Below are 20,613 nucleotides of genomic sequence, written 5' to 3' on the forward strand. Positions count from 1 at the left end.
GTTCAGCCCTGCGCCGCCTTTTTGTCAAAACAAATTAGCCTATGAATTTCACGATCATCGCTGCAACTTCTGCACGCGTCAGATTTGCTTTGGGTCTGATCGTACCGTCTGGATAGCCGCCGAGCAATCCGTTCGTCGTCATCACCAGTACCGCCTCTTGTGCCCAAGCAGCAATCTTCGCACTGTCCGTGAACGACAATTGCTCATTGTCTGCCGAAAGCAGCTTGTCTTGCAGTGCGCGATACAGAATAACAATTGCCTCTTCTCGCGTAATGTTCTGATTCGGACGGAAGGTATGATCCGCGAAGCCTTGTACCCAACCCGCTTCTACCGCACTGTTCACATACTTCGCATACCAGGCATTCGCCTTTACATCGCTGAACGAAGAACTGTTCTGCGCTTCTGGCAGCGCCAGCAGTCTGGACACGACCGTAATGAACTCAGCACGGCTAATGCTGTTGTTCGGCTTGAACGTACCATCCTGGTAACCGTTCATGAAACCATGCTCAGCAACCTGCATAATAATCGAAGATGCCCAGTGGCCGTTAATGTCCGAGAAAGAAGGCTGCTCGACTGTCGTGCCTCCCGAGCCATTGCCTTCATTCGTACCTCCGCCCTGCTGACCACCATTGTTGTTCTCTTCTGTACCTCCGTTGTTACCTGGATTGTTGTTCTCGCTGCCGCCATTATTGCCCGTGTTGTTATTGCCATTCCCCGAATTGTTACCGCCATTACCAGTCGAGCTTGGCGCATTCACGCGAATCGCGATCGGCTGCGTATACACATCATAGTGATCCGAATCAATGGTCGCTGTGTAACGAAGCAGCGCATACGTAACGCCCGCTTTGTTCGCTGTAATATGGTTATCTTTCGCCGTAACCGTACCGCTGTCGTCCAACAGAACAACTGTTGGCTCAACCTGCGTTAACGTTCGATCATAGCTGCGAACCGCCGCCTTCAAATCTTGGCTCGCTCCTGTTTCAAGCGTGTACTCCATTTTCTCTGGCTCAACTTCATACACCCATTTGCTTGCCCAGTTTGCATAGTCCGTCGTAATGCCGAAGCCGCCGCGCAGGAAGATCGTTTTGAAATCGTTATAATTGTTATAAGTCCAAGGAGAAACGATCAGACCGCGTTCATGCGCTGCCTGCATAAACTTCTCGCCAAGTTCGCTATAGCTTGTATTAAACGTACTGTCATAGTATTGCGTAACTTTCAATGCTTCACGAAGCGAGCTGTTTACTGCATTTTCATTCGCATAGCCTGATGTAAGGAGACCAAGCGGCATATCCGGCATCTGCGCCGCAAGCCTTACCAATTGATTCGTATCAAAGGACATCGTGTTGATAATATCTTCCGCATGCTTCTCTCGTACGAGCTTAACGAAAGCATCGACCGCTGCCTGCGTAGCCGTCTTAATCTCCGCATAGATCATCGCGCCGCGTTCTCTTGCCAGATCAATCTGCTCTTCAAGCGTCGCAATACGCGCTTCCGGATAGTTCGTTCCTGCCACTTGCTTCACTTGCAGCTTGCGCAGCTCTTCCAGCGTGAAGCTCTCTACCGCGCCTTTGCCGTTCGTCGTTGATTCAACAACGGAGTCGTGGATAATGACGAGGACGCCATCTTTGGACAAATAAATGTCATTCTCGATAAAATCAGCGCCCGCGTCCAGCGCCAGTTCATTACTAATAATCGTATTCTCCGGCGCTGCCGAAGGCAGACCGCGGTGCCCGATCATGTACGGCTTGCGGATAAGCGTAGTCTCATTGGAGTAAACATTCAACGCACGCAACAGTTCACCGACCGCTCCTGTTATAATCCCGTTGGCGCCCGCCGTGATCATGCTGTGCAGGTTCACATATTGATCCTGCGTGTTTGCAGCAGCATTTTCTCTCGTCCAGACTACAATCGTACGCTCCTGGAGGTACGCCACATTCGATTTCGATGCAGCCGTTTGTGGCAATACAACGATCTTAGCCTTGTTGATTGTCGCTTCTTCACGAATTTTCATCAGGTCATCATTCGATGCAACTGCCGCCTTGGTGTAATCGACAATACCACGCAGCATCAAATTCGCCGCTCTTGCTCGCTTCACAAGCGCTGGCTTGTCCGAAATGACGAAAGCATCCTCAAGCTCATTGTGCTTCAAATAAGCAACCAACGCATCAACTGCCTTGTCACTCTCCACATAGAAAGCTGGAATCATGCGCGTGTCTATCGTTTGCAATGCTTCGTCCAACGTCATAATGACTTGTCCACCATCTGGCGCAACGACTTTCATATCATCATTCACATGAAGAATGACCGTCGCTGGCAGCGCGTTGCCTGTATAGCTCGCAAGCTGCTGTTTGCTTGCAATGTCCGTCACAACCGATGGCGCGAGCGAGATTCGCGTATCCGCCTCTGTTACATCCACATAACGATCGCCTGGAAGAGGCGGCAGCTGCTCGAGCTGCAGCGTAACGCGAAGGTTATCGACCTTCATCTTGCTGCCATTGGCTTGCAAGCCGATTCCGCCCTTCGTATAGGCCGTCGCACTCGCCGTATCGATCATCACTTCGTCGTTAATCAGCTCACGAACGCGATCACCGTACGTTACAACCGTGTAGTGATACATTTTGTCCGCATTAATCGCCTCACTGAAGGAACCTCTGTTCATAACATTCCAAGCGTTCTCTGGTGTACGTTCTGCGAATTCTACCCCATTAGCGGCTGTCGCATCTTTACGTACCGCCATCTGGTAATAAGGATAGTTGTTGTTCTGAATCCGATACATAATCGAATTCCATCTTGCCGCATCGTTCGACGCGGTATTCGTTACATCCGCCTCAATTTTATAGTTGCCGAACATACTCAAGTACGTAGGAAGCAGCACGCGGGATGGATTATCTGGAGAAGCGAGCGCATCGATCTCGAATACGCCGGACTTTACAGCCGCTTTGCTAGTTGTCGTCCCTTCAATTCGCTTCCAATCCGTCGGGAGTGCACCGTCTGCCATATTGTCAAAATTATTCTCATACAGCACATATTCCGCGTCCGCTGCATCTTTCGCAGCTATGAGCAGGTTAACCGAAACACCGTCCTTCTGTCCGGTAACCGTATGAACGCCTTTCTGCTTTACTACAAGCTTGCCATCCTCAACAGCCACCGCCGCATCCGCCGAAGTCCATGTCAGATCCTTGCCCGATACCGTACCCGTCGAGAAATCATTGAACACAGCATCAAAAGACAACGTTGCCGGATCCAACGGCACGTTCGTTGTCGCCAGCGTATAACCCGTGTCGTGCTTCAGCGACGTAACCGTTACTGGTGCAGTCGAAGGCGCAACCGTAATCGTCTGCGACCATTCTGCATTCGCGAATACAGCCGTCACCGTTACCGTACCTGGCTTAATGCCATACAGCTGCCCCCCGCTTACTCTTGCGACCGACTCATCCGACGAGTATAGCTGAACACGGTCCATTGCAAGTGCTTCCGTAATACCATCCGAGTAAACAACCGTACCCGTCAGAGGCACCGGTGCCGTCAACGCCTCAACCGTTGCAGGCACGGTCAGCGCAAGCGAATTAGCTGTAATGCGAGTGACTTTCAAGTTATCGAAGGAAACCGAGCTTTGATCCGCTTGGAAGCCTACTTTGCCGCGTGACAGCAGATCGGCAGAGAAGCTTCGGTCCACTAGCAGCTTATAGTCCGTATCACTCTTCGCTTTGATATACTCTTTGACGTTGTTATCGAATACCCGCATCTTGAGCGTATAGTCCTGCCCAATCGTCAACGCAGGAGAAGTCCCGGTGGCGATAACCGACCAAGAATCATCCGGTTTGCGGTAAGCCACTTCATACGTACCATTCTGGCGAATCGCCATTTGGTTGTACGGCTTCTTGCCGTCTGCCGCTCCGCGGAAAATAAGGGATGCCCATCGTGCCGAGTTCAGCACGCTCTCGAATCGCAGTTCGGCTTCAACCGTATAGTTGTCCCACTGAACAGGCGCCGTGACCCGGCTCTGTTTGCCCGTTGCCGTACCCGAGAATGCCATACGGCCATTGCCGCTGCCATCCTTCACAATGCCGAACGGTGCGCTGCCGCTGTTCACATCAGAGATCCAATTCGGCGGAATGGAGCCGTCCGCATAAGCATCGAAGTTTTCTTGCAGCAGTACAGGATCCACACTTCCAGATACCGGGCTGTCATCGACAAGCGTAAGGACACCATAACCCTTCGTGTTATTCCAGAACGAGTTGGACTGATAGGCGCTCCATGCGCCATTGTGAACCGAAGCTGCATCATCGCTGTAACGGTCCGTCGCTGATGCTTCGAAACCAAGCTGCTTCCGTTGAATCGGATTCATATCGAGCATCGTCCAAGGGACTGCAACCTCGAGCGACCAGCCATGATCCGTCGTCTGTATGGCGCGCAAAATGTTCTTCTCATCTTTACCGGCATGGTTGTTCAGCGCCGAGCCAAAATGAAACGTTGGCGTCGTAGCACCTGCCGCATAGTTAAACCCTGCCTGCATGTCGCTGCCGATAAAAGGCTCCGAGCTGTGCAGCGTTGGGTCAAAGAACAAGCTGACGCTGTCCTGATCGAACCAATTGCCTGGCGCGTTTGAAGTCAAGGTCGAATCCGTCATATCCATACCGATGTACAAATATTGATTGTCCCACAGCAAGCCAAGCTTAGCTGGCGTCGTTAGTCCATCGCCACCATAGGGTACTTCTACGGAATGGGTTACCGACCAGAACGATTCATCGAACTTGCCGTCGATGATCGGAGCCGTCAGCGTCTTGCGAACGTCCAGTGTCTTCCTGCTTGCTTCAGCTAGATCTGCCGCTAACGCTGCAGCCGCTGTAGGTTCAGCTTCCAGCCCATCACCCGTTGCTGGCTCCGGATTCGACTGTGCATCTGTCTCAGGCGTCGTTGCTGGTTCCGGATTCGACTGTGTATCTGTCTCAGACGTCGTTGCTGGTTCCGATTCTGCATCCGTTTCTGCCGCTCGCTCTACATCATCAGCTGCATCGTCCGCTGCAGGCTGCGACTCGTTGCCCGCTTCCGGCAAGGTTGCTGCCGACTCTTCTGTCACTGCCCCAGCCGCTTCAGCCTTTGCCGGCAGTTCTGCCGATTGTGCGACATTCCCGAACATAACGACAAGTGCGATCATGCTCATCCACGTTGACCACTTCTTCTTCACCTTAACTCTCCCTCTCTCTTGGCGGGCCAAGAACAACGCAAAAACCCCTTCACGATGCGGTCAAGGCAACGCCAAATAAGCGTCCTTGCGCATCATAAAGGGGTTTCTCATCGTCTCATACCCTAAATTTGATATTCGATTGTTGTTACTCTCAATCTATCAATCAACTATTATGCGAATATCATCTGCTATTAAAGATTGTGTTACGGAGCTATCAATCTATGAATCTACCAATCTGTGAATCTACAACTCTACTTAATGCCCGCATGCATAAAGCTCTGTACGAACTGCCGCTGGAAGAAGAAGAATGCAACCAGCAGCGGAGATATAACGAGCAGCGTTGCCGCTGTCACCGGCCCCCATTGCGCCCCTGTCTCCGACGATTGGGCGAAGATCGCAATGCCTACGGTCAGCGGACGGTTCGACACGGAATCCGTTACAATGAGCGGCCACATGAAGTTGCTCCAATGCGTGCTGATCGAGATAAGCGTGAACGCCACATAGGTCGGCTTTGACGAAGGCAGATACACATGCCATAACGTCTGCCACCATCTGCATCCATCCACCTTGGACGCCTCATCCAGCTCGTACGGAATCTGCAAGAACATCTGGCGAAGCAGGAAGACGCCGAATGAGGAAGCCCAATACGGAATCATGATCGCCAGCTTCGTGTTGATCAGATCGAGCTCTTTCATTATCGAATAGTTAGGAAAAATAAGAATGTCCGGCGGAATCATAATTTGGACGAGAAACAGAATGAACAGCGCTGATTTCCCGATAAAACGCAGCCTGGCGAAGGCGTACGCCGCCAGCGTCATCGTGACAAGCTGTGCAATTAATATGCCCGCTACGATAATGATCGTGTTCCGATAATAGATTGGGAACGGGATCGTCTTCCATGCATCCACATAGTTCTCGAATGACAGCTTCACGACTGCGAACGGATTTACCCGGGTCAATATTTCATCCGATGGCGTTATGGACGTTATCGCTGCCCAGAGCAGCGGCACGATGAACAGGACAGCTAGGACGACAGTTCCGATGCGATTCACAATACGGTGTACAGCCATATGCGCGGCTCCTCTCTAGTAATGAATCCGCTTGTCCAATATTCCATAGTAGAGAATGGAAATGACCAGCAGAATGGCGAGCAGAATGACCGTCAGCACAGATGCAGTACCCATATCCCAGAAGCTGAACGCTGTCTCGTAGATGTGGAACAGCAGCAGGTTGCTCGCATTGTTCGGTCCGCCCTTCGTCATGATGTAAATATGATCGACCAGCTTGAACGAGTTCGTCGTCGCAATGACGAGTACGAACAACGTCGTCGGCATGATGAGCGGGAACGTAATCGACACGAACTTGCGCAGCGGCTTAACTCCATCGATCTCCGCCGCCTCGTATACTTCCTTCGGCAGCGATTGCAGCCCCGCCAGATAGAAAATCATGAAGTAGCCGGCTTCCTTCCAGATGAGCATCCCCATCATCGAGATCAGCACCCACGATGGATCGCCAAGCCAATTCGGCCCATCGATGCCGAGCAACTGAAGAAACTTGTCCAGCAGCCCGTAATCCGGCGTGTAGATGAAGAGCCAGATGTTAGCGATCGCTATCATCGGGATAAGCGTCGGATAGAAGAAGGCGGCTCGAATGAGACTCGTTCCCCGTACTTTGTTGTTCACCCATATCGCCATGTATAAGGCGAGCAGAACGCTAATCGGTACAGTCACGATCGCCAGCAGCAAATTGTTCCGAAGCACCTTCAGGAACACATCATCATGGAACACCCGCTCATAGAGCTTTATGCCGACGTAATGTTTGATGCCCATCGCAGATTCATAGAAGCTCCAATCGACAACTTTAATAATCGGGTAGATCGTAAATGCTGCGAGAAATACAAGCGATGGAAGCAGCAGCATATAAGCCAGCATATTTTCCTTCCAACTGTACCCCCGCAATAGCTGCCTCATCCTAATCAATGCCGTCCCTCTTCTCTTCGCTTATTACTTCTTGAATGGCTTCAGAATATCGTCCGCTTGCTGCTGCGATTTCGTCAGTGCATCCTCGGCCGTCATCGTGCCAAGAAGCGCTGCTTGAATATTGTCATTGAACAGCTTCGTAATTTGGCCGTTCTGATGCGTGGACAGTTCGCTTGAAGCATATTGCATTTGGTCGCGAGCAATAGCTGCTTGCGGGAATTGTGCGACATAATTTTTCAACAGATCCGTTTCATAAGCTGCTTTCGTCGTGCCGACATAACCTGTGTCGATCGACCATTGCGCTACGCGCTCCGGCTGCGTAAGGAACTCAATGAACTTGAGAGCAGCTGCTTTGTGGTCATCCGGAATGTCTTTGAATACGTACAAATTGCCGCCGCCAGTCGGTGAACCAAAGCTTTTGTTGGCTGGCAGATAGGCAACGCCGAAGTCGAACTTCGCGTCTGTTTTCACCTTCGTCAGGTTACCCGTTGTATGGAACATCATCGCTGTCTTGCCGCTAATGAAGTCCGATGGTACCGTAGCCCATTCCAGTACGCCTTCAGGCATTACTTTGTCTGTACGGCCGAGATCGGAGTAGAACTGCAGAGCTTCTTTCACTTCCGGTTTGTTGAAATAAACTTCCGTGCCATCGTTCGAGACGATGTTCGCGCCCGATTGAAGCGACAGCGCTTGAAGCATCCAATATTGATAGCCTGTGGACGGGATTTCGATCCCCCATTGGGAGATAGCGCCTTTGCTGTCCTTCAGCGTCAGCTTCGCTGCATCTTGACGCAGTTCTTCCCAAGTCGTCGGCGCTTTCTCCGGGTCGAGGCCCGCTGCTTTGAACATATCTTTGTTGTAGTAGAGAACGATCGTACTGCGTTGGAACGGTACGCTCCATACTTGGTCGCCCGACTTCGTGTTGCCCATGAACGCTTCATAGAATCCGTCAAAATACGTTTGCGGGAACTTCGGCGTCAGCTCCTCGAGCGCATTCATATCGAGCAGGCTGTACAGCTCTGTGGACAGCAGTACGGCGAGGTCTGGCGAGTTGCCGCCTTGTACAGCTGTGACAACTTTGGTCATCGTATCTTGATAGTTGCCTGCATAAGTAGGCGTAACCGTAATGTTCGGATTCTCTTTATTGAAATCAGCTGCAAGCTTGTCAATTAAGCCCGTAATCGGTCCACCGACCGCTACAGGGAAATAGAAGTTAAGATTAACAGGCTTGTCCGAAGCGGTTGCCGTATCCGTCGTCTTCTCGGAATCAGCACTTGTTGTGTCTTTCGTTGTGGACGCTTCCGTTCCCGTCGTCTTCGTGCTGTCGTTGGTGTTGCTGTCGTCCTTGCTGCCGCAAGCGGTCAGAGCGAAAGTAAGAGCAACAAGCAGAATGCCTAGCTTCTTCATTGGATTCTCTCCTCCTAATAATGGACCTCTTATATTTGTTCCTTCACCTTAGATGAAGGCTGAAGCCTAGCTTCTTCGGCGATCACGCCGATTGACGCCCAGACGTAGTCAGGCTCAATGCCCGTACGGACGATCGATTCCTTAGAATCTGCACCGGATAATACAAGTGCCGTGTACATCCCCGTCGAATTGCCGAGCTCGACATCGGTTTCCAGCCGATCCCCAACCATCAAGCACTCCTCCGGTCTGCAGTCTAATTGATGCAGTACATAGGAAGCGTAATAGCGGGATGGCTTGCCGATAATGTCATGCGTCTGCAGCATGCTCGCGGTTTCAATGGCACGAACGAGCGCCCACGTATCGGGAATAACGCCTGTTTCGAGCGGACAGAACGGATCGGGATTGGCAGCGATGAGCAGCGCCCCGCTGCGTACGGCATTCATCCCTACAGTCAACTTCTCGAAGTCGAAGCGGCGGTCAAGACCGACCAATACATGGGTGGCAAGCATCGGGTCATCGGTCGTATCGACCTCGCTAAACTTCATCTCTTCTGTCATCGCATCGCTGCCGATGAGCAGTACCTTCGCTCCTGGCGCGTAATGGCGGAAGTACATTCCTGCAACCGATAATGCCGTCACAATCTCATCTCGCTCGCATTCGATTCCTAGCTGGATCAGCTTGTCCCGTACTTCCTCGCGCGTATATACGGTCGTGTTCGTTGCGAACATAATTTTTTTGTCTCGATCGCGCAATGTTTGAATGGTATCTACTGCCCCGGGCAATGCCTTTCCCCCGACATAGATCGTCCCATCGAGATCGAATAGATAGCTTGTGAAATCGAATATGGGCCTCACCTGCGATTCTCTCCTTCCAAACAAAATAACCCTTGTCGAAGAAATGGAATACGTAAGAAGACCGGCTAGCTGCGGTCGTATCTTGTGTATCCCATTACCGAACAAGGGTTTGTCTCCTGGTCTCAACCCGATTGAGCAGTAACCGGTTTAGGTTATTACAACTTACAATTGAAGTATAAAAGACTTTCATCAACGGAAAATCAATTCAACCTGGTGAAATTGTAAATTTGCTGTCGATTTATTGGACTGGCGTCTTACTCGTTATCGCATGCCGCCACATGAGCGGATCGCCGCTTGAGATGTAGTCCGCTCCACTAGCCAATGCAGCAGCAACCTCCTCTTCGTGACGGATCAATCCGCCGACGATCAGCGGCTGCTTGATCATTCCCTTCACTTCCTGCGTAACGCGGGGCATTAATCCTGGCATCAACTCAACTTCATCGGGGTTCGTGCTGTTGATCATCCGAACAGCGGTATGAATCGCTGCTGTGTCGATCGCGAAGATGCGCTGGATCGTACGCAGATTGGACTGCTTCGCAGCCGTTATAATGTTGGATTTCGTCGTAATAATGCCATCCGCCTGAAACTTGTCCCGCAAATAAGCGACCGTATGCGCATCTCTGCCAAGGCCAGCGATCATCTCAATATGGACATAGACCTGCTTGCCCCAATCGTGCAGCTTCGTAATATAAGACTCCAGATTGCCGATATGGCCCGTCATCAAATTCACACGCTCGACATCGCTTTCAAGAACATGCGCAAACTGCTCCTCTTTGGTGACGGAAGCAATGATTGGATAAAATTTCACCGCATTCACCTGCCTAATCGTATTTGCTATTAGTCTAGTGATGAATTGTTCGTACAATATTAACTGGGGAGGGCGGTTGTAAATCGAGATGCACCGTTCTCGGAAAATAAAAAGTCGGGCAGAGATCATACCTCTGCCCGACCTATGTAAATTCATCCTTAGTACCCGTCGCTCTTATGACCAAGCTCGGATGCCATCTCCATAGCGTCGCCATTCTGCGACGTAATGCCGCTGTTCATGCTCGCCCGCTTCGCAAGCGCCTCCTCGATCGCCTTCGCAACATTGGCGCCATACTCCGGGTCCGCCTTCGTGAAATGTTCAACCATCCGATTGCGAATGATGTCTTTGCATTCCGCGAGCGCTCCGCCAAGGTTCGCAATGAGATCCGCTCGTTCTACTTCATCGAGGCTGCGATAGGTTGCTCCAGCTTGGGCAAAATCGTTCGTCCGGTCAATCTGCTGCCGTACAAGCCGATCATTATAGAGCGGCTCATGCTCCTTGCCATGCTGCGGAGCCTCTTGCAGGCCGCCAAGCGAAGATGGCTCGTAGTTAACGTGCGGATTCTGACCTGGCGCGAGATCTACCTCATAAGTCATCTGACCATCACGCTGATTGGTCGCAACATGCTTCTTCGGTGCATTGATCGGCAGTTGCAAGTAGTTGGTTCCTACCCGATGCCGCTGCGTATCGGAGTAGGAGAAGGTCCGTCCTTGCAGCAGCTTGTCGTCCGAGAAATCGAGACCGTCGACGAGAACGCCTGTACCAAACGCCACCTGCTCCACTTCTGCAAAATAGTTGATCGGATTCGTATCCAACACCATTTTGCCAACCTTCAGGAATGGGAACTGTTCAGGATCCCACAGCTTCGTCGGGTCAAGCGGATCGTAGTCTAGCTCAGGATGCTCTTCGTCGGTCATCAGCTGTACGCTCAGCTCCCACTCCGGATAGTCGCCGCGCTCGATCGCTTCATATAAGTCCTGCGTCGCGTGGTTGAAGTTCGTCCCTTGAATCTTCTCCGCTTCGCCAGCCGTCAAGTTCTTAACCCCTTGCAGCGGCTCCCAATGATACTTAACCAGCATGGCTTGCCCTTCTTCATTGACCCATTTATATGTATTCACACCCGAGCCCTGCATTTGACGATAGTTGGCCGGAATGCCCCATGGCGAGAACAAGAACGTAACCATATGTGTCGCTTCAGGCGAGTTCGACACGAAGTCGAAGAAACGCTCGTTGCTCTGAATGTTCGTTACCGGATCAGGCTTGAACGCATGCACCATGTCCGGGAATTTGATCGCATCTCGAATGAAGAAGATCTTCAGATTGTTGCCGACCAGATCCCAGTTTCCGTCCTCCGTATAAAATTTGACCGCGAATCCGCGCGGGTCCCGCAACGTCTCTGGCGAATGATTGCCATGAATAACAGAGGAGAATCGCACGAACACCGGCGTCCGCGTGCCTGCTTTCTGAAACAACTTCGCCCGCGTATATTTGGATACTGGCTCATTGCCTGCCTTGCCATAGGCCTCGAAGTACCCATGGGCGCCCGCTCCGCGTGCGTGTACGACTCGCTCTGGGATGCGCTCTCGGTCAAAATGCGATATTTTCTCAAGGAAATCATAGTTTTCAAGTGTAGATGGCCCCCGACGTCCGATGGTCCGAAGATTCTGGTTGTCCGTAATCGGATGACCTTGCCGGTTCGTTAGCGTTAGTTCCGACTCTCCCTCGCTGAATCGCTGATCATTCGAGCCACCTGCTCCAAGTCCGTTGGAATCGTTATTTGTCATCGTTGTCGCCTCCTTCATTCGAGCTTCATGTTGAACAATGGTTCGTTTTGTCGAAAATGTACCGCATCGCTTTCGAAATGCATTGGGTCCTGATTTACGCTCCCCATCCAGTATTTCTCTGCGAACAATCCGTTATGCATCTGCCATTTATTCGGATATTCACCTCATCCACAGGTTTATCCACACCCCTGAACAAGTTGTTGTACAATTCTGTCGAAAGCATCGTCGAATTATCGCCTGGTTTAGCGGGACATTCGCTTATGCTATGTTCCTCTAGGACGATAGACCTGTCCATTATCCACGTTATCCACATTATCCACATTCAGCCTGTGAAAAAGTTGTCCACTTTTACATAACAGTATCAATTTGCAAGGAAGGGCGTTCAGATGCGGGATTGGAAAATTTACACACATTTCACACATGGTTGTGGATAAATGAAAAAAGACGGTCCGTTAGGCTGCTGGAGCCTCTTGGACCGTCGTTGAACCTTTTTTCGAAAGTGTATCGAAAGATGTTTCGTAAAACGTATATCCGTATCGCTAGCTAGAGCTACTCCGCACGCCCGATATACAACAGATGTGAGGATGCGCCTAGATTGAAGCGGTTGGCCGCCTCACGGTAGACCAGACCCATGATCGCTCGATATCGTTCCTCGCCGAACGACTGCCAGTAGTCGAATCGTTCTCCCTTCATGCTGCCGGCAATACTCGAGGAGCCGATCAACTGAATGGTTCTGAACCCATGTGCCTCCATGAACGGTTCAATCTTTTCTATCTCATAATAGTAAGCACCCGTGAAACGTCCTTCGTCTGTGTGATTGAAGTTCCCCGTCTGAGCGAACGACATAATTCCTTCTGGCTCATGATTCGGCTTCCATTGATGCGGGTCAGACAACGAGGTCATCAGATGCCGTGTCCGTGTCATAAAGGCGACGAATACGAGTCCTCCCCGTTTCGTGATGCGATGCAACTCGCTCGCTGCGCGACTCCGATCGGCTTCCTCTTGGAGGTGATACAGAGGGCCAAGCATAAGTGCGGCATCGAAAGCTTGATCGTCGTAACGGCTTAGATCCGTTGCATCAGCGGCATGGAATCCGCGGAACTGCTTGGTTAGCTCTAGCTCTTCTGCTTTGTCTCTTGCGATGTCAACAAGCCGCGGCGTCAGATCCGCCAGCGTAACTTCATAGCCATGCTGCGCCAGCGCCATGGAGTACTTGCCGGGACCTGCGCCAATATCGAGAATATGGCCTTGGGCGGGTAAATGTTTGCGCATGTAATGCCAATTCACGAGAAATTCGATCGGCTCGCGGTCGAGCCTTCCCCATTCATCGAACTGATTGTAGTAATCGACAATACTATTTGCCATACCGCCGCCCCCTTTGATCACAATTATTGGATTCTGTACGATTCTGTACAACCCATACAAAGTCCTTTGCGATGGGCTAGCTCGGTGCCTCTTTGTACGATATATCGTACAAAACCTTTGCGACGGACTCCCCATTCATCGAACTGATTGTAGTAATCGACTATGCTGCTTTCTCCCATGCTGCCGGCCTCCCACATTACAAATATTGGATGAATTATACTGCCGACTCCTCTTCTAGTCCATCCCCTTCTTGCTTATTGCCGCTGCTCAAAATCGCTTGGTTGCACGCTGCCACGTATGCTTGTGCCGAAGCAAGAATAATATCCTTGTGGATCGAAGTGCCTCGGAACCGGCGTCCCTCATACAAGATCGTAACGACCGCTTCACCGTACGCATTCTCGCCCGACGACAGCGAGTGCAGCTCCAGGTCCTCGAACTCCGCCGCGGCTGGGATCGCTTGTTGGATGCAGCGGATAACGGCTTCGACTGGCCCTTCGCCTACTGCGGAGTACGAGCGCTCCTTGCCGCTTGCTTCCTTCACTGTGACCGACGCGACGCGAGAGCGCTGCGTACCGGATACAACCTGCAGGTCGGTCAGCACATAAGGGTCGGGCTGCGTATCCGTTGCTTCTCCAGCCATGCGGATCAGCTCGACATCGGATACGATTTTGTGCTTATCGGCAGCAACAATGAATTTCTCGTAGACCGTCTGCATTTGCTCTTCGTTAACGATAATCCCGTACTCCGACAGACGATGCTTAATCGCGTGACGGCCGGACGATTTGCCGAGGATAATCATATTGCGCGGAATGCCCATCGCTTCCGGATCCATAATTTCGTAAGTGTTCCGGTTCTTCAGCAGACCGTCCTGATGGATACCAGACTCATGTTGGAAAGCATTACGCCCGACGATTGGTTTGTTGAATGCAATCGGGAAGCGCATCGTCCGGCTGACCAGACGCGACGTCTCGAAGATCTCCGACTGTACGATGCCCGTCTCAGCTTGCATCGCGTCTTTGCGCGTTTCAATCGCCATCACCAGTTCTTCCAGCGAACAGTTGCCGGCGCGTTCGCCAATACCGTTAACCGTTACCTCGATCTGCGTTGCTCCGCCGCGAATGGCAGCCAAGCTGTTCGCAACCGCCATGCCCAGATCGTTGTGGCAGTGAGCGCTGAAGCGGACTCGATCAGCTCCACGCGCTTCACGGCGCACCGTGCGGAACAACTCCTCGACTTCGCTCGGAATCGCATAGCCCATCGTGTCTGGCAGGTTGATGATTGTAGCGCCAGCACCAATCGCTGCTTCAACCAGCTCCGTTACGAACTCGATACCCGAACGTGTCGAGTCCATTGCCGAGAATTCGATCTCGTCCACGAACTGCTTGCCGAAGCTGATCATATCGCGGGCGATCTGAATGACTTGCTCGCGGGATTTGCGGATCTGGAAGTTCAAGTGAATATCCGACGACGAGATGAACAGATGCAGTCTGCGTCGTGCCGCGTCCTGCGTCGCTTGGATAGCCGATTCGATGTCTGCCTTGACGCAGCGAGCGAAGCCCGCGATCTCGACATTGTGCAGCTCACGGGAAATTTGCTGAATCGCAGCGAAGTCTCCTGGGCTCGAAATAGCAAAACCCGGCTCGATTACGTCGATACCCAGCTTCGCCAGCTGGCGGGCGATGACGATTTTGCGGCTGGAGTCGATCGAAGCGCCTGGTGACTGCTCACCGTCACGCAGCGTCGTGTCAAAAATTTGGATCCGTTTCATGGTATCGTTAGCATTCACGTTTGTATTTGCGTTAAAAGTTGTCATGGGGGTAGCCTCCTAAAGGTTAAGTACGAAAAAAAAGCAAGCCTATCGTCTCCCGCTCCGGTTTACACCTTTGCGAATAAGAGACGACAGGCTTGCTTTCAAGCCGCTGCCGCGGTACCACTCTCGTTGACTTCGCTCCTCTTCAGGTGCGAGTCCTCTTTGGCGCCAAATGCTCTCTGCCACAGCAGGCAGAGCACATTCAGCATCCGGGGTAACGGCTGGATGGGCCGTAATGGTGTACATAAGCTCGCGTATTCATAACGCTCGCTGTTCCACCACTCCGCTCACAGGCGAGTTTCCAACATTCGTTCGACTGCGTCGCACCACCCCGCAGCTCTCTGTACCCCGAATCGGTTGTACTGCTCCTGTTCATCGCGTTCACATGTATGGTCAGGTCATTGATTTTCAGTCGTTTGTTTCGTGTTTCTGCTCAGATTCACACTTGGCGAATATGCACCAACATCGCTTAGAACGTTCACGTTCACATAGAGGATGACAACAAGAAAAGCCTGCCGTCCCTTGCAATTATGCAAGAGACGACAGGCTTATGTGCCCGCGCGGTACCACTCTTGTTGACATTCCGCTTGTTCTCGCGTGAATGCCCACCTTAAGCGCTTCGTCATATCCGGATCATGACGGCAGCGCACCCTCTCACGGAGGTCAACCGTAATGACGTACATCCGAGCCAGATGACCGTCGTCATCCGTAATCGGTTCCGCCATTCCGCTCCCAGGCGAGTTTCGAAATCCCCTTCGACTGCGTTGCACCACCCCGCAGCTCTCTAGCGGCAACACGTCTTACGACAGCGCTGCCTGTACCCGGTAATCTCTACTGCTCCTGTTCTTCGCGTTTGGAACATATTCGTGTGATCTGTTGGAGCCATTATATGCACAATCCCAATCGCCTGTCAAACATCAAATTTACAGAATGCTCTGCGAGTGAATCTAGGTTGTCTGAAAAGTGCAAATGAAATACGTGGGAAAAGGAGGAATTTGCTCACCACTAACGTTGCGTAAAGCTAGTAGAAACACAAATCTATCTTATATCCGTTTCGGCATGTTAGACAGACAGAAACTGGACCTATTTGCCTCAAGATGATACATTATGCATTGAGGATACAATTTGTATCATCCAGAATAAAGGAGTTGTACAAAGAATGAACATACTGGTCACTGGAGGCGCAGGGTTTATTGGCAGCAATTTTATTCAACATATGCTAGACAATCATGATGACTATCACATTATAAACTTAGACAAATTAACGTACTCGGGCAATTTGGAGAATTTGTCCGAAGTACAATCCAGACGTAATTATAAATTTATTAAGGGCTCAATATGTGATCAAAAGCTGGTTGATGAAGTCATAATAAAGTACGACATTGATGTAATTATTAATTTTGCAGCAGAATCACATGTCGATCGAAGCTTTCAGAATCCATTTTTGTTTACAACCAACAATGTATTAGGAACGCAGTCTCTGCTTGATGCCGCTAAAAACCACGGTCTTCGATTTGTACAAATCTCTACAGACGAGGTGTACGGGGAACTTGGGGACACGGGGGTTTTCACGGAGGACTCACCGATTTCACCTAACAACCCATATGCTGCGAGTAAAGCAAGTGCAGATCTACATGTTCTCGCTTACCACAGGACATACGGACTGCCGATTAATATCGTAAGGTTCGCAAATACGTATGGCCCTAAACAATATCCTGAAAAGCTAATACCGATGACTATAACGAACGCCCTGCAAGATATGCCGATCTATATTCATGGGGAAGGGAAAAGCATTCGTGATTGGTTGTACGTCGTTGATAATGTTGAGGCGATAAGACTGGTTATGGAAAACGGGATTCCTGGTGAAGTGTACAATATTGGTGCACGTCAAGAATGTCAAACGCTTGAAACGGTTTACCTTATATTGGATTACCTTAGGAAGCCAAGGACTCTTATCAAATTTGTCGAGGACCGTCCATGTCAGGATTATCGATATGCTAACGACCCGTCGAAAATCATGTCACACTTACATTGGAAAGCCCAGTATGACTTTGAAGTCGGCCTTCGCAAGACAATTCAGTGGTATATGGACAACCGAAGATGGTGGCGATCTCATGATCCAAGAAGCGTTGAATCAAGGATATAATCCGCCACAACGAAGCAGCTACACAGGATCTCAAAAGTTATGATTCTCACGGCTAAGGTCTTGGTACGAAGTAATAACTATTATTGACGGGAGATGAGATTTTTGTTTGAAATAATTGACGCAATGGTAGGACAGAAATACGCTGCAAATGGGGGATATTGCTGTTAATCGTAGACCATGAAAATGCAAAGGAAACTGAAGTGTAGTAACAAACTAATACGCTCGAACAAGAGTTGTGCCCCACAGGGGCACGCGACTCTACGCACTCAGCAACTTTCACGCAACTCTGTCCCTCTACCGACAACTTTCCGGGGTCCAGGGGTTGGAAACCCCGGGGCCCTCCCTTGCAGGGAGGGTTTGGGTGGGTAGAAAAAACATCAGACCGGCTCTACAGACCACTCCTCGAGTGAGAGGAGCGGATCGGCTTTCATATCAAGCGAGGTGAACTCGCCGCTTTTCCATTTCAGGTGCGCTGCTGCGCCGATCATGGCGCCGTTGTCCGTGCACAGCTCGAACGGCGGCACGAGCAGTGGTACACCGGCCGCTTCGCAGCTCGTCGCAAGCGCAGCGCGCAAGCCGCGATTGGCTGCAACGCCGCCGCACAGCAGCAGCTGCCGAGCGCCAAACTCCTGGATTGCACGCATCGATTTGCCAACAAGTACATCGATGACAGACTCTTGGAAGCCGCGCGCCAGCGCAGCGGTATTAAGCGTCTCGCCTTTCATCCGCGACTGGTTGATCGCGGCAAGAACCGCCGATTTCAAGCCGCTCAGGCTGAAATCGTACGAATCTGGCTCCAACCACGCGCGAGGCAGCTCGATGACCTCTTCGGCTTCGATCGCAAGTCGATCGATATGAGGACCTCCCGGATACGGGAAGTTGAGCGCGCGCGCAACTTTGTCATACGCTTCTCCAACCGCATCGTCCCGTGTACGTCCCACAATGCGGAACGATCCTTCCCGCTCCAGCACAACAAGCTCCGTATGTCCGCCGGAAACGACCAGCGCCACGCATGGATAAACGATGTCATGCACGAGTGCATTCGCATAGATATGTCCGGCAATGTGATGCGTCCCGATCAGCGGAATATCAAGCGCCATAGCGTACGTTTTGGCAGCTACACCGCCAACAAGCAGCGCCCCTACAAGCCCTGGTCCCTGCGTTACCGCCACAGCCGACAGCTCTTTAGGCGTAATACCCGCCTGCTCTAACGCCGCCTCCATCATTACAGTAATCGTCTCCACATGTTTGCGCGAAGCGATCTCCGGCACGACGCCGCCGAACTTCCGATGTGTCTCGATCTGGCTCGAAATCACGTTCGACAGAATCTGTTTCCCATTGCGCACAACTGCGACAGAAGTCTCATCACAGCTTGTCTCGATTGCGAGCAGCAGGCTCTCCTGCTCCCCGACCAAATGTTCTTTCCGTTCCGTCATTCTGGCTGCTCTCCCGTCCCAGACATCTGAAGCTCGACCCACATAATGAGCGCATCCTCATTGTTGTCTGAATAATAACCCGGTCGAATGCCGGCAGGCTCGAACCCGAGCCGCTCATACAGCCGCTGCGCTCGATCGTTTGATACGCGTACCTCCAGCGTCATTCGCTGCATGCCGTATTCGACTGCATTCGCCATCTGCTGCTTCAACATCTTCTCGCCAAGCCCCATGCCACGGCGATCATGCCGTACCGCAATATTGGTCACATGCGCTTCATCGATAATCGTCCACATGCCTCCGTAACCGATAATACCCGATTGATCCTCCATTACAATATAGCGGGCAAAATGGTTATGCGTCAGCTCGTTAAGAAATGCTTCCGCCGTCCAAGGCGTCGTAAAAGCTTCCCGTTCGATCGCGATAATGTCCGGCACATCCGTGATGCGCATCGCGCGAAATGTAACAGCTGACTGCTGTGTGCCGCTGTTCATCGACTATCACGCTCCGCTGCTTGTTTCTCACGAAGCTTAACCTCTGCTTCGGTCAGCTGTGTATAGTTCGGCACAAAGCTGTGCACGTCTTCCCGCTCGCCTCGAGCCAGGCGTGCTGCGCCAAGCAGTGCACTGCTGCGGCCTTCCATAAGCGATGGTGACAGCAGAACGCGAACGCCGCTTGCTTCGCAGAGCTGCTGCAAGCGTGCCGCCTCATCCTCATGCTTCTCCAAATCACCGCACACCACAATCGTCAGCGAACCCTCATCTTCATGGAACTCCGAGTAGGCGCTGGCGCGATCTGCCAGTTCATCAACCCAGTCCGCCATCAGTCGAATGGCATCCGGTGCAAAGCGCACCCATGTGGTATTAATCTCTCCGCCAGCAGCCCAAGCAGCTGTATACACTTGTCCACGACGTGCATCCATCAGCGGCACATACCAATGCTCGCTGCCATCAGCCTCTGCAGACACACTGCCATAGGCAAGCGCCTCTAGGCTCGACACGCCTACAATCGGTTTATTCCATGCCCAAGCTAGCGTCTTGGCAACCGTAACGCCAATCCGCATTCCTGTATACGATCCAGGACCGCGACCCACGGCAATCCCGTCGAGCGTATCTGCCGTCACGCCGCAGTCCGCCATAAGCGCCTTCAGTTTCGATACGACCTCAACCGAATGGTTGCGTTCGGCCATCGACTGCACTTCGCCCAGCACTTCATCACCGCGCACGATCGCCATCGCCATGGCTGCTGTTGATGTATCAAGTGCCGCTACGATCGGCTTAGCCGCGCCAAGCGTTCCCTTCATTCCGATCATACCTGTTCCTCCCCGCGCCGACCGCGCTTCTCCTCGGCCAGTTCCTTCACGAACTGTGCGTTGCGGCCGCCGATGCCCATCAGCTCATAACGGCGGCTTTGTCCACCAAGATGTACGAGCTGAACATGGAGCCGATCCGGCGGCAATAGTTCTTCAATTAAGCTTGCCCATTCGACAATCGTAACGCCCTGACCGAAGAAATAATCGTCCAGCCCCAGATCATCTGCTTCCTCAATCGACAAACGATAGACATCCATATGGTAAAAAGGCATCGACTGCCCTTCGTATTCCTTAATAATCGTAAACGTCGGACTATTCACGATGCCCGGTACACCTAATGCTGCGGCAAACGCTTGCGAGAAACGCGTTTTGCCTGCGCCTAGATCGCCATCAAGCGCAAGCACTGTGCCCGGCTCTGCCCAATGTGCCAGACGCTCTGCCAGCTGTATCGTCTCCGTCTCGGCGTGGCCTTCCCAGGTCGCCGCTTCTACTAATCGCGTATTCATTCCTTCACCGTTCCCTTAATA

At 51.7% G+C, this 20,613-nt stretch carries 15 protein-coding genes and 1 other annotated feature; of the genes, 1 reads left to right on the plus strand and 14 read right to left on the minus strand.

Going from position 1 to position 20,613, the window contains the following annotated elements; translation table 11 throughout:
• Positions 1-34: 34 nt before the first annotated feature.
• The 10 genes from H8B09_RS22145 to H8B09_RS22190 all read right to left on the minus strand — a co-directional run bounded on the left by H8B09_RS22145 (position 35) and on the right by H8B09_RS22190 (position 15,920).
• Complete coding sequence (locus tag H8B09_RS22145) at positions 35-5,188, minus strand: S-layer homology domain-containing protein (protein ID WP_191205772.1); 5,154 nt, start codon at positions 5,186-5,188, stop codon at positions 35-37.
• 251 nt (positions 5,189-5,439) lie between these two features.
• On the minus strand, positions 5,440-6,258 hold the full coding sequence (locus tag H8B09_RS22150) for a carbohydrate ABC transporter permease (protein ID WP_191205773.1): 819 nt from the start codon (positions 6,256-6,258) through the stop codon (positions 5,440-5,442).
• Positions 6,259-6,273: 15 nt separating this feature from the next.
• A complete protein-coding gene (locus H8B09_RS22155; RefSeq protein WP_191205774.1) occupies positions 6,274-7,158 on the minus strand; it encodes a carbohydrate ABC transporter permease in 885 nt (294 codons plus the stop codon).
• Between the two features lie 33 nt (positions 7,159-7,191).
• Positions 7,192-8,574 (minus strand): ABC transporter substrate-binding protein, encoded by a 1,383-nt coding sequence (locus H8B09_RS22160; protein ID WP_191205775.1) that lies wholly within the window; start codon positions 8,572-8,574, stop codon positions 7,192-7,194.
• Between the two features lie 29 nt (positions 8,575-8,603).
• On the minus strand, positions 8,604-9,428 hold the full coding sequence (locus tag H8B09_RS22165; RefSeq protein WP_318152701.1) for an HAD-IIA family hydrolase: 825 nt from the start codon (positions 9,426-9,428) through the stop codon (positions 8,604-8,606).
• 238 nt (positions 9,429-9,666) lie between these two features.
• Positions 9,667-10,236 carry a glycerol-3-phosphate responsive antiterminator gene (locus H8B09_RS22170; protein WP_318152702.1) on the minus strand — a complete coding sequence of 190 codons (570 nt, stop codon included), beginning with the start codon at positions 10,234-10,236 and terminating at the stop codon, positions 9,667-9,669.
• A 158-nt stretch (positions 10,237-10,394) separates the two neighbouring features.
• A complete protein-coding gene (locus H8B09_RS22175; protein WP_224753887.1) occupies positions 10,395-12,020 on the minus strand; it encodes a catalase in 1,626 nt (541 codons plus the stop codon).
• A gap of 549 nt (positions 12,021-12,569) precedes the next feature.
• A complete protein-coding gene (locus tag H8B09_RS22180) occupies positions 12,570-13,385 on the minus strand; it encodes a class I SAM-dependent methyltransferase (protein WP_191205778.1) in 816 nt (271 codons plus the stop codon).
• Between the two features lie 214 nt (positions 13,386-13,599).
• Positions 13,600-15,153 carry a 2-isopropylmalate synthase gene (locus H8B09_RS22185; protein WP_191206077.1) on the minus strand — a complete coding sequence of 518 codons (1,554 nt, stop codon included), beginning with the start codon at positions 15,151-15,153 and terminating at the stop codon, positions 13,600-13,602.
• Positions 15,154-15,274: 121 nt separating this feature from the next.
• Positions 15,275-15,580, minus strand: a binding site (T-box leader).
• A 163-nt stretch (positions 15,581-15,743) separates the two neighbouring features.
• Entirely contained in the window at positions 15,744-15,920 is a 177-nt protein-coding gene (locus tag H8B09_RS22190) for a hypothetical protein (protein WP_191205779.1), read from the minus strand.
• Between the two features lie 434 nt (positions 15,921-16,354).
• On the opposite strand from H8B09_RS22190, the gene rfbB reads away from it, so the two are divergent.
• Positions 16,355-17,341 (plus strand): dTDP-glucose 4,6-dehydratase, encoded by a 987-nt coding sequence (rfbB, locus tag H8B09_RS22195; protein ID WP_191205780.1) that lies wholly within the window; start codon positions 16,355-16,357, stop codon positions 17,339-17,341.
• Between the two features lie 377 nt (positions 17,342-17,718).
• Here rfbB and tsaD read toward each other — a convergent pair whose 3' ends face one another.
• The 4 genes from tsaD to tsaE are packed head-to-tail and all read right to left on the minus strand — an operon-like array spanning position 17,719 to position 20,592.
• Positions 17,719-18,777, minus strand: a complete 1,059-nt coding sequence (tsaD, locus tag H8B09_RS22200) for a tRNA (adenosine(37)-N6)-threonylcarbamoyltransferase complex transferase subunit TsaD (protein ID WP_191205781.1) — start codon at positions 18,775-18,777, stop codon at positions 17,719-17,721.
• Positions 18,774-19,268: a ribosomal protein S18-alanine N-acetyltransferase gene (gene rimI / locus H8B09_RS22205; protein WP_191205782.1), complete on the minus strand. Its 495-nt coding sequence runs from the start codon at positions 19,266-19,268 to the stop codon at positions 18,774-18,776. The genes tsaD and rimI overlap by 4 nt, the downstream gene beginning before the upstream one ends.
• The gene (gene tsaB, locus H8B09_RS22210; RefSeq protein ID WP_224753888.1) at positions 19,265-20,086 is read right to left on the minus strand and encodes a tRNA (adenosine(37)-N6)-threonylcarbamoyltransferase complex dimerization subunit type 1 TsaB; all 822 of its coding nucleotides are present in this window, start codon (positions 20,084-20,086) and stop codon (positions 19,265-19,267) included. The genes rimI and tsaB overlap by 4 nt, the downstream gene beginning before the upstream one ends.
• The gene (gene tsaE / locus H8B09_RS22215; protein ID WP_191205783.1) at positions 20,083-20,592 is read right to left on the minus strand and encodes a tRNA (adenosine(37)-N6)-threonylcarbamoyltransferase complex ATPase subunit type 1 TsaE; all 510 of its coding nucleotides are present in this window, start codon (positions 20,590-20,592) and stop codon (positions 20,083-20,085) included. Before tsaE ends, tsaB begins: the two co-directional genes overlap by 4 nt.
• Positions 20,593-20,613: the final 21 nt, after the last annotated feature.

Source organism: Paenibacillus terricola (genome assembly GCF_014779765.1).
Classification (GTDB): Bacteria; Bacillota; Bacilli; order Paenibacillales; family Paenibacillaceae; genus Paenibacillus_T; species Paenibacillus_T terricola.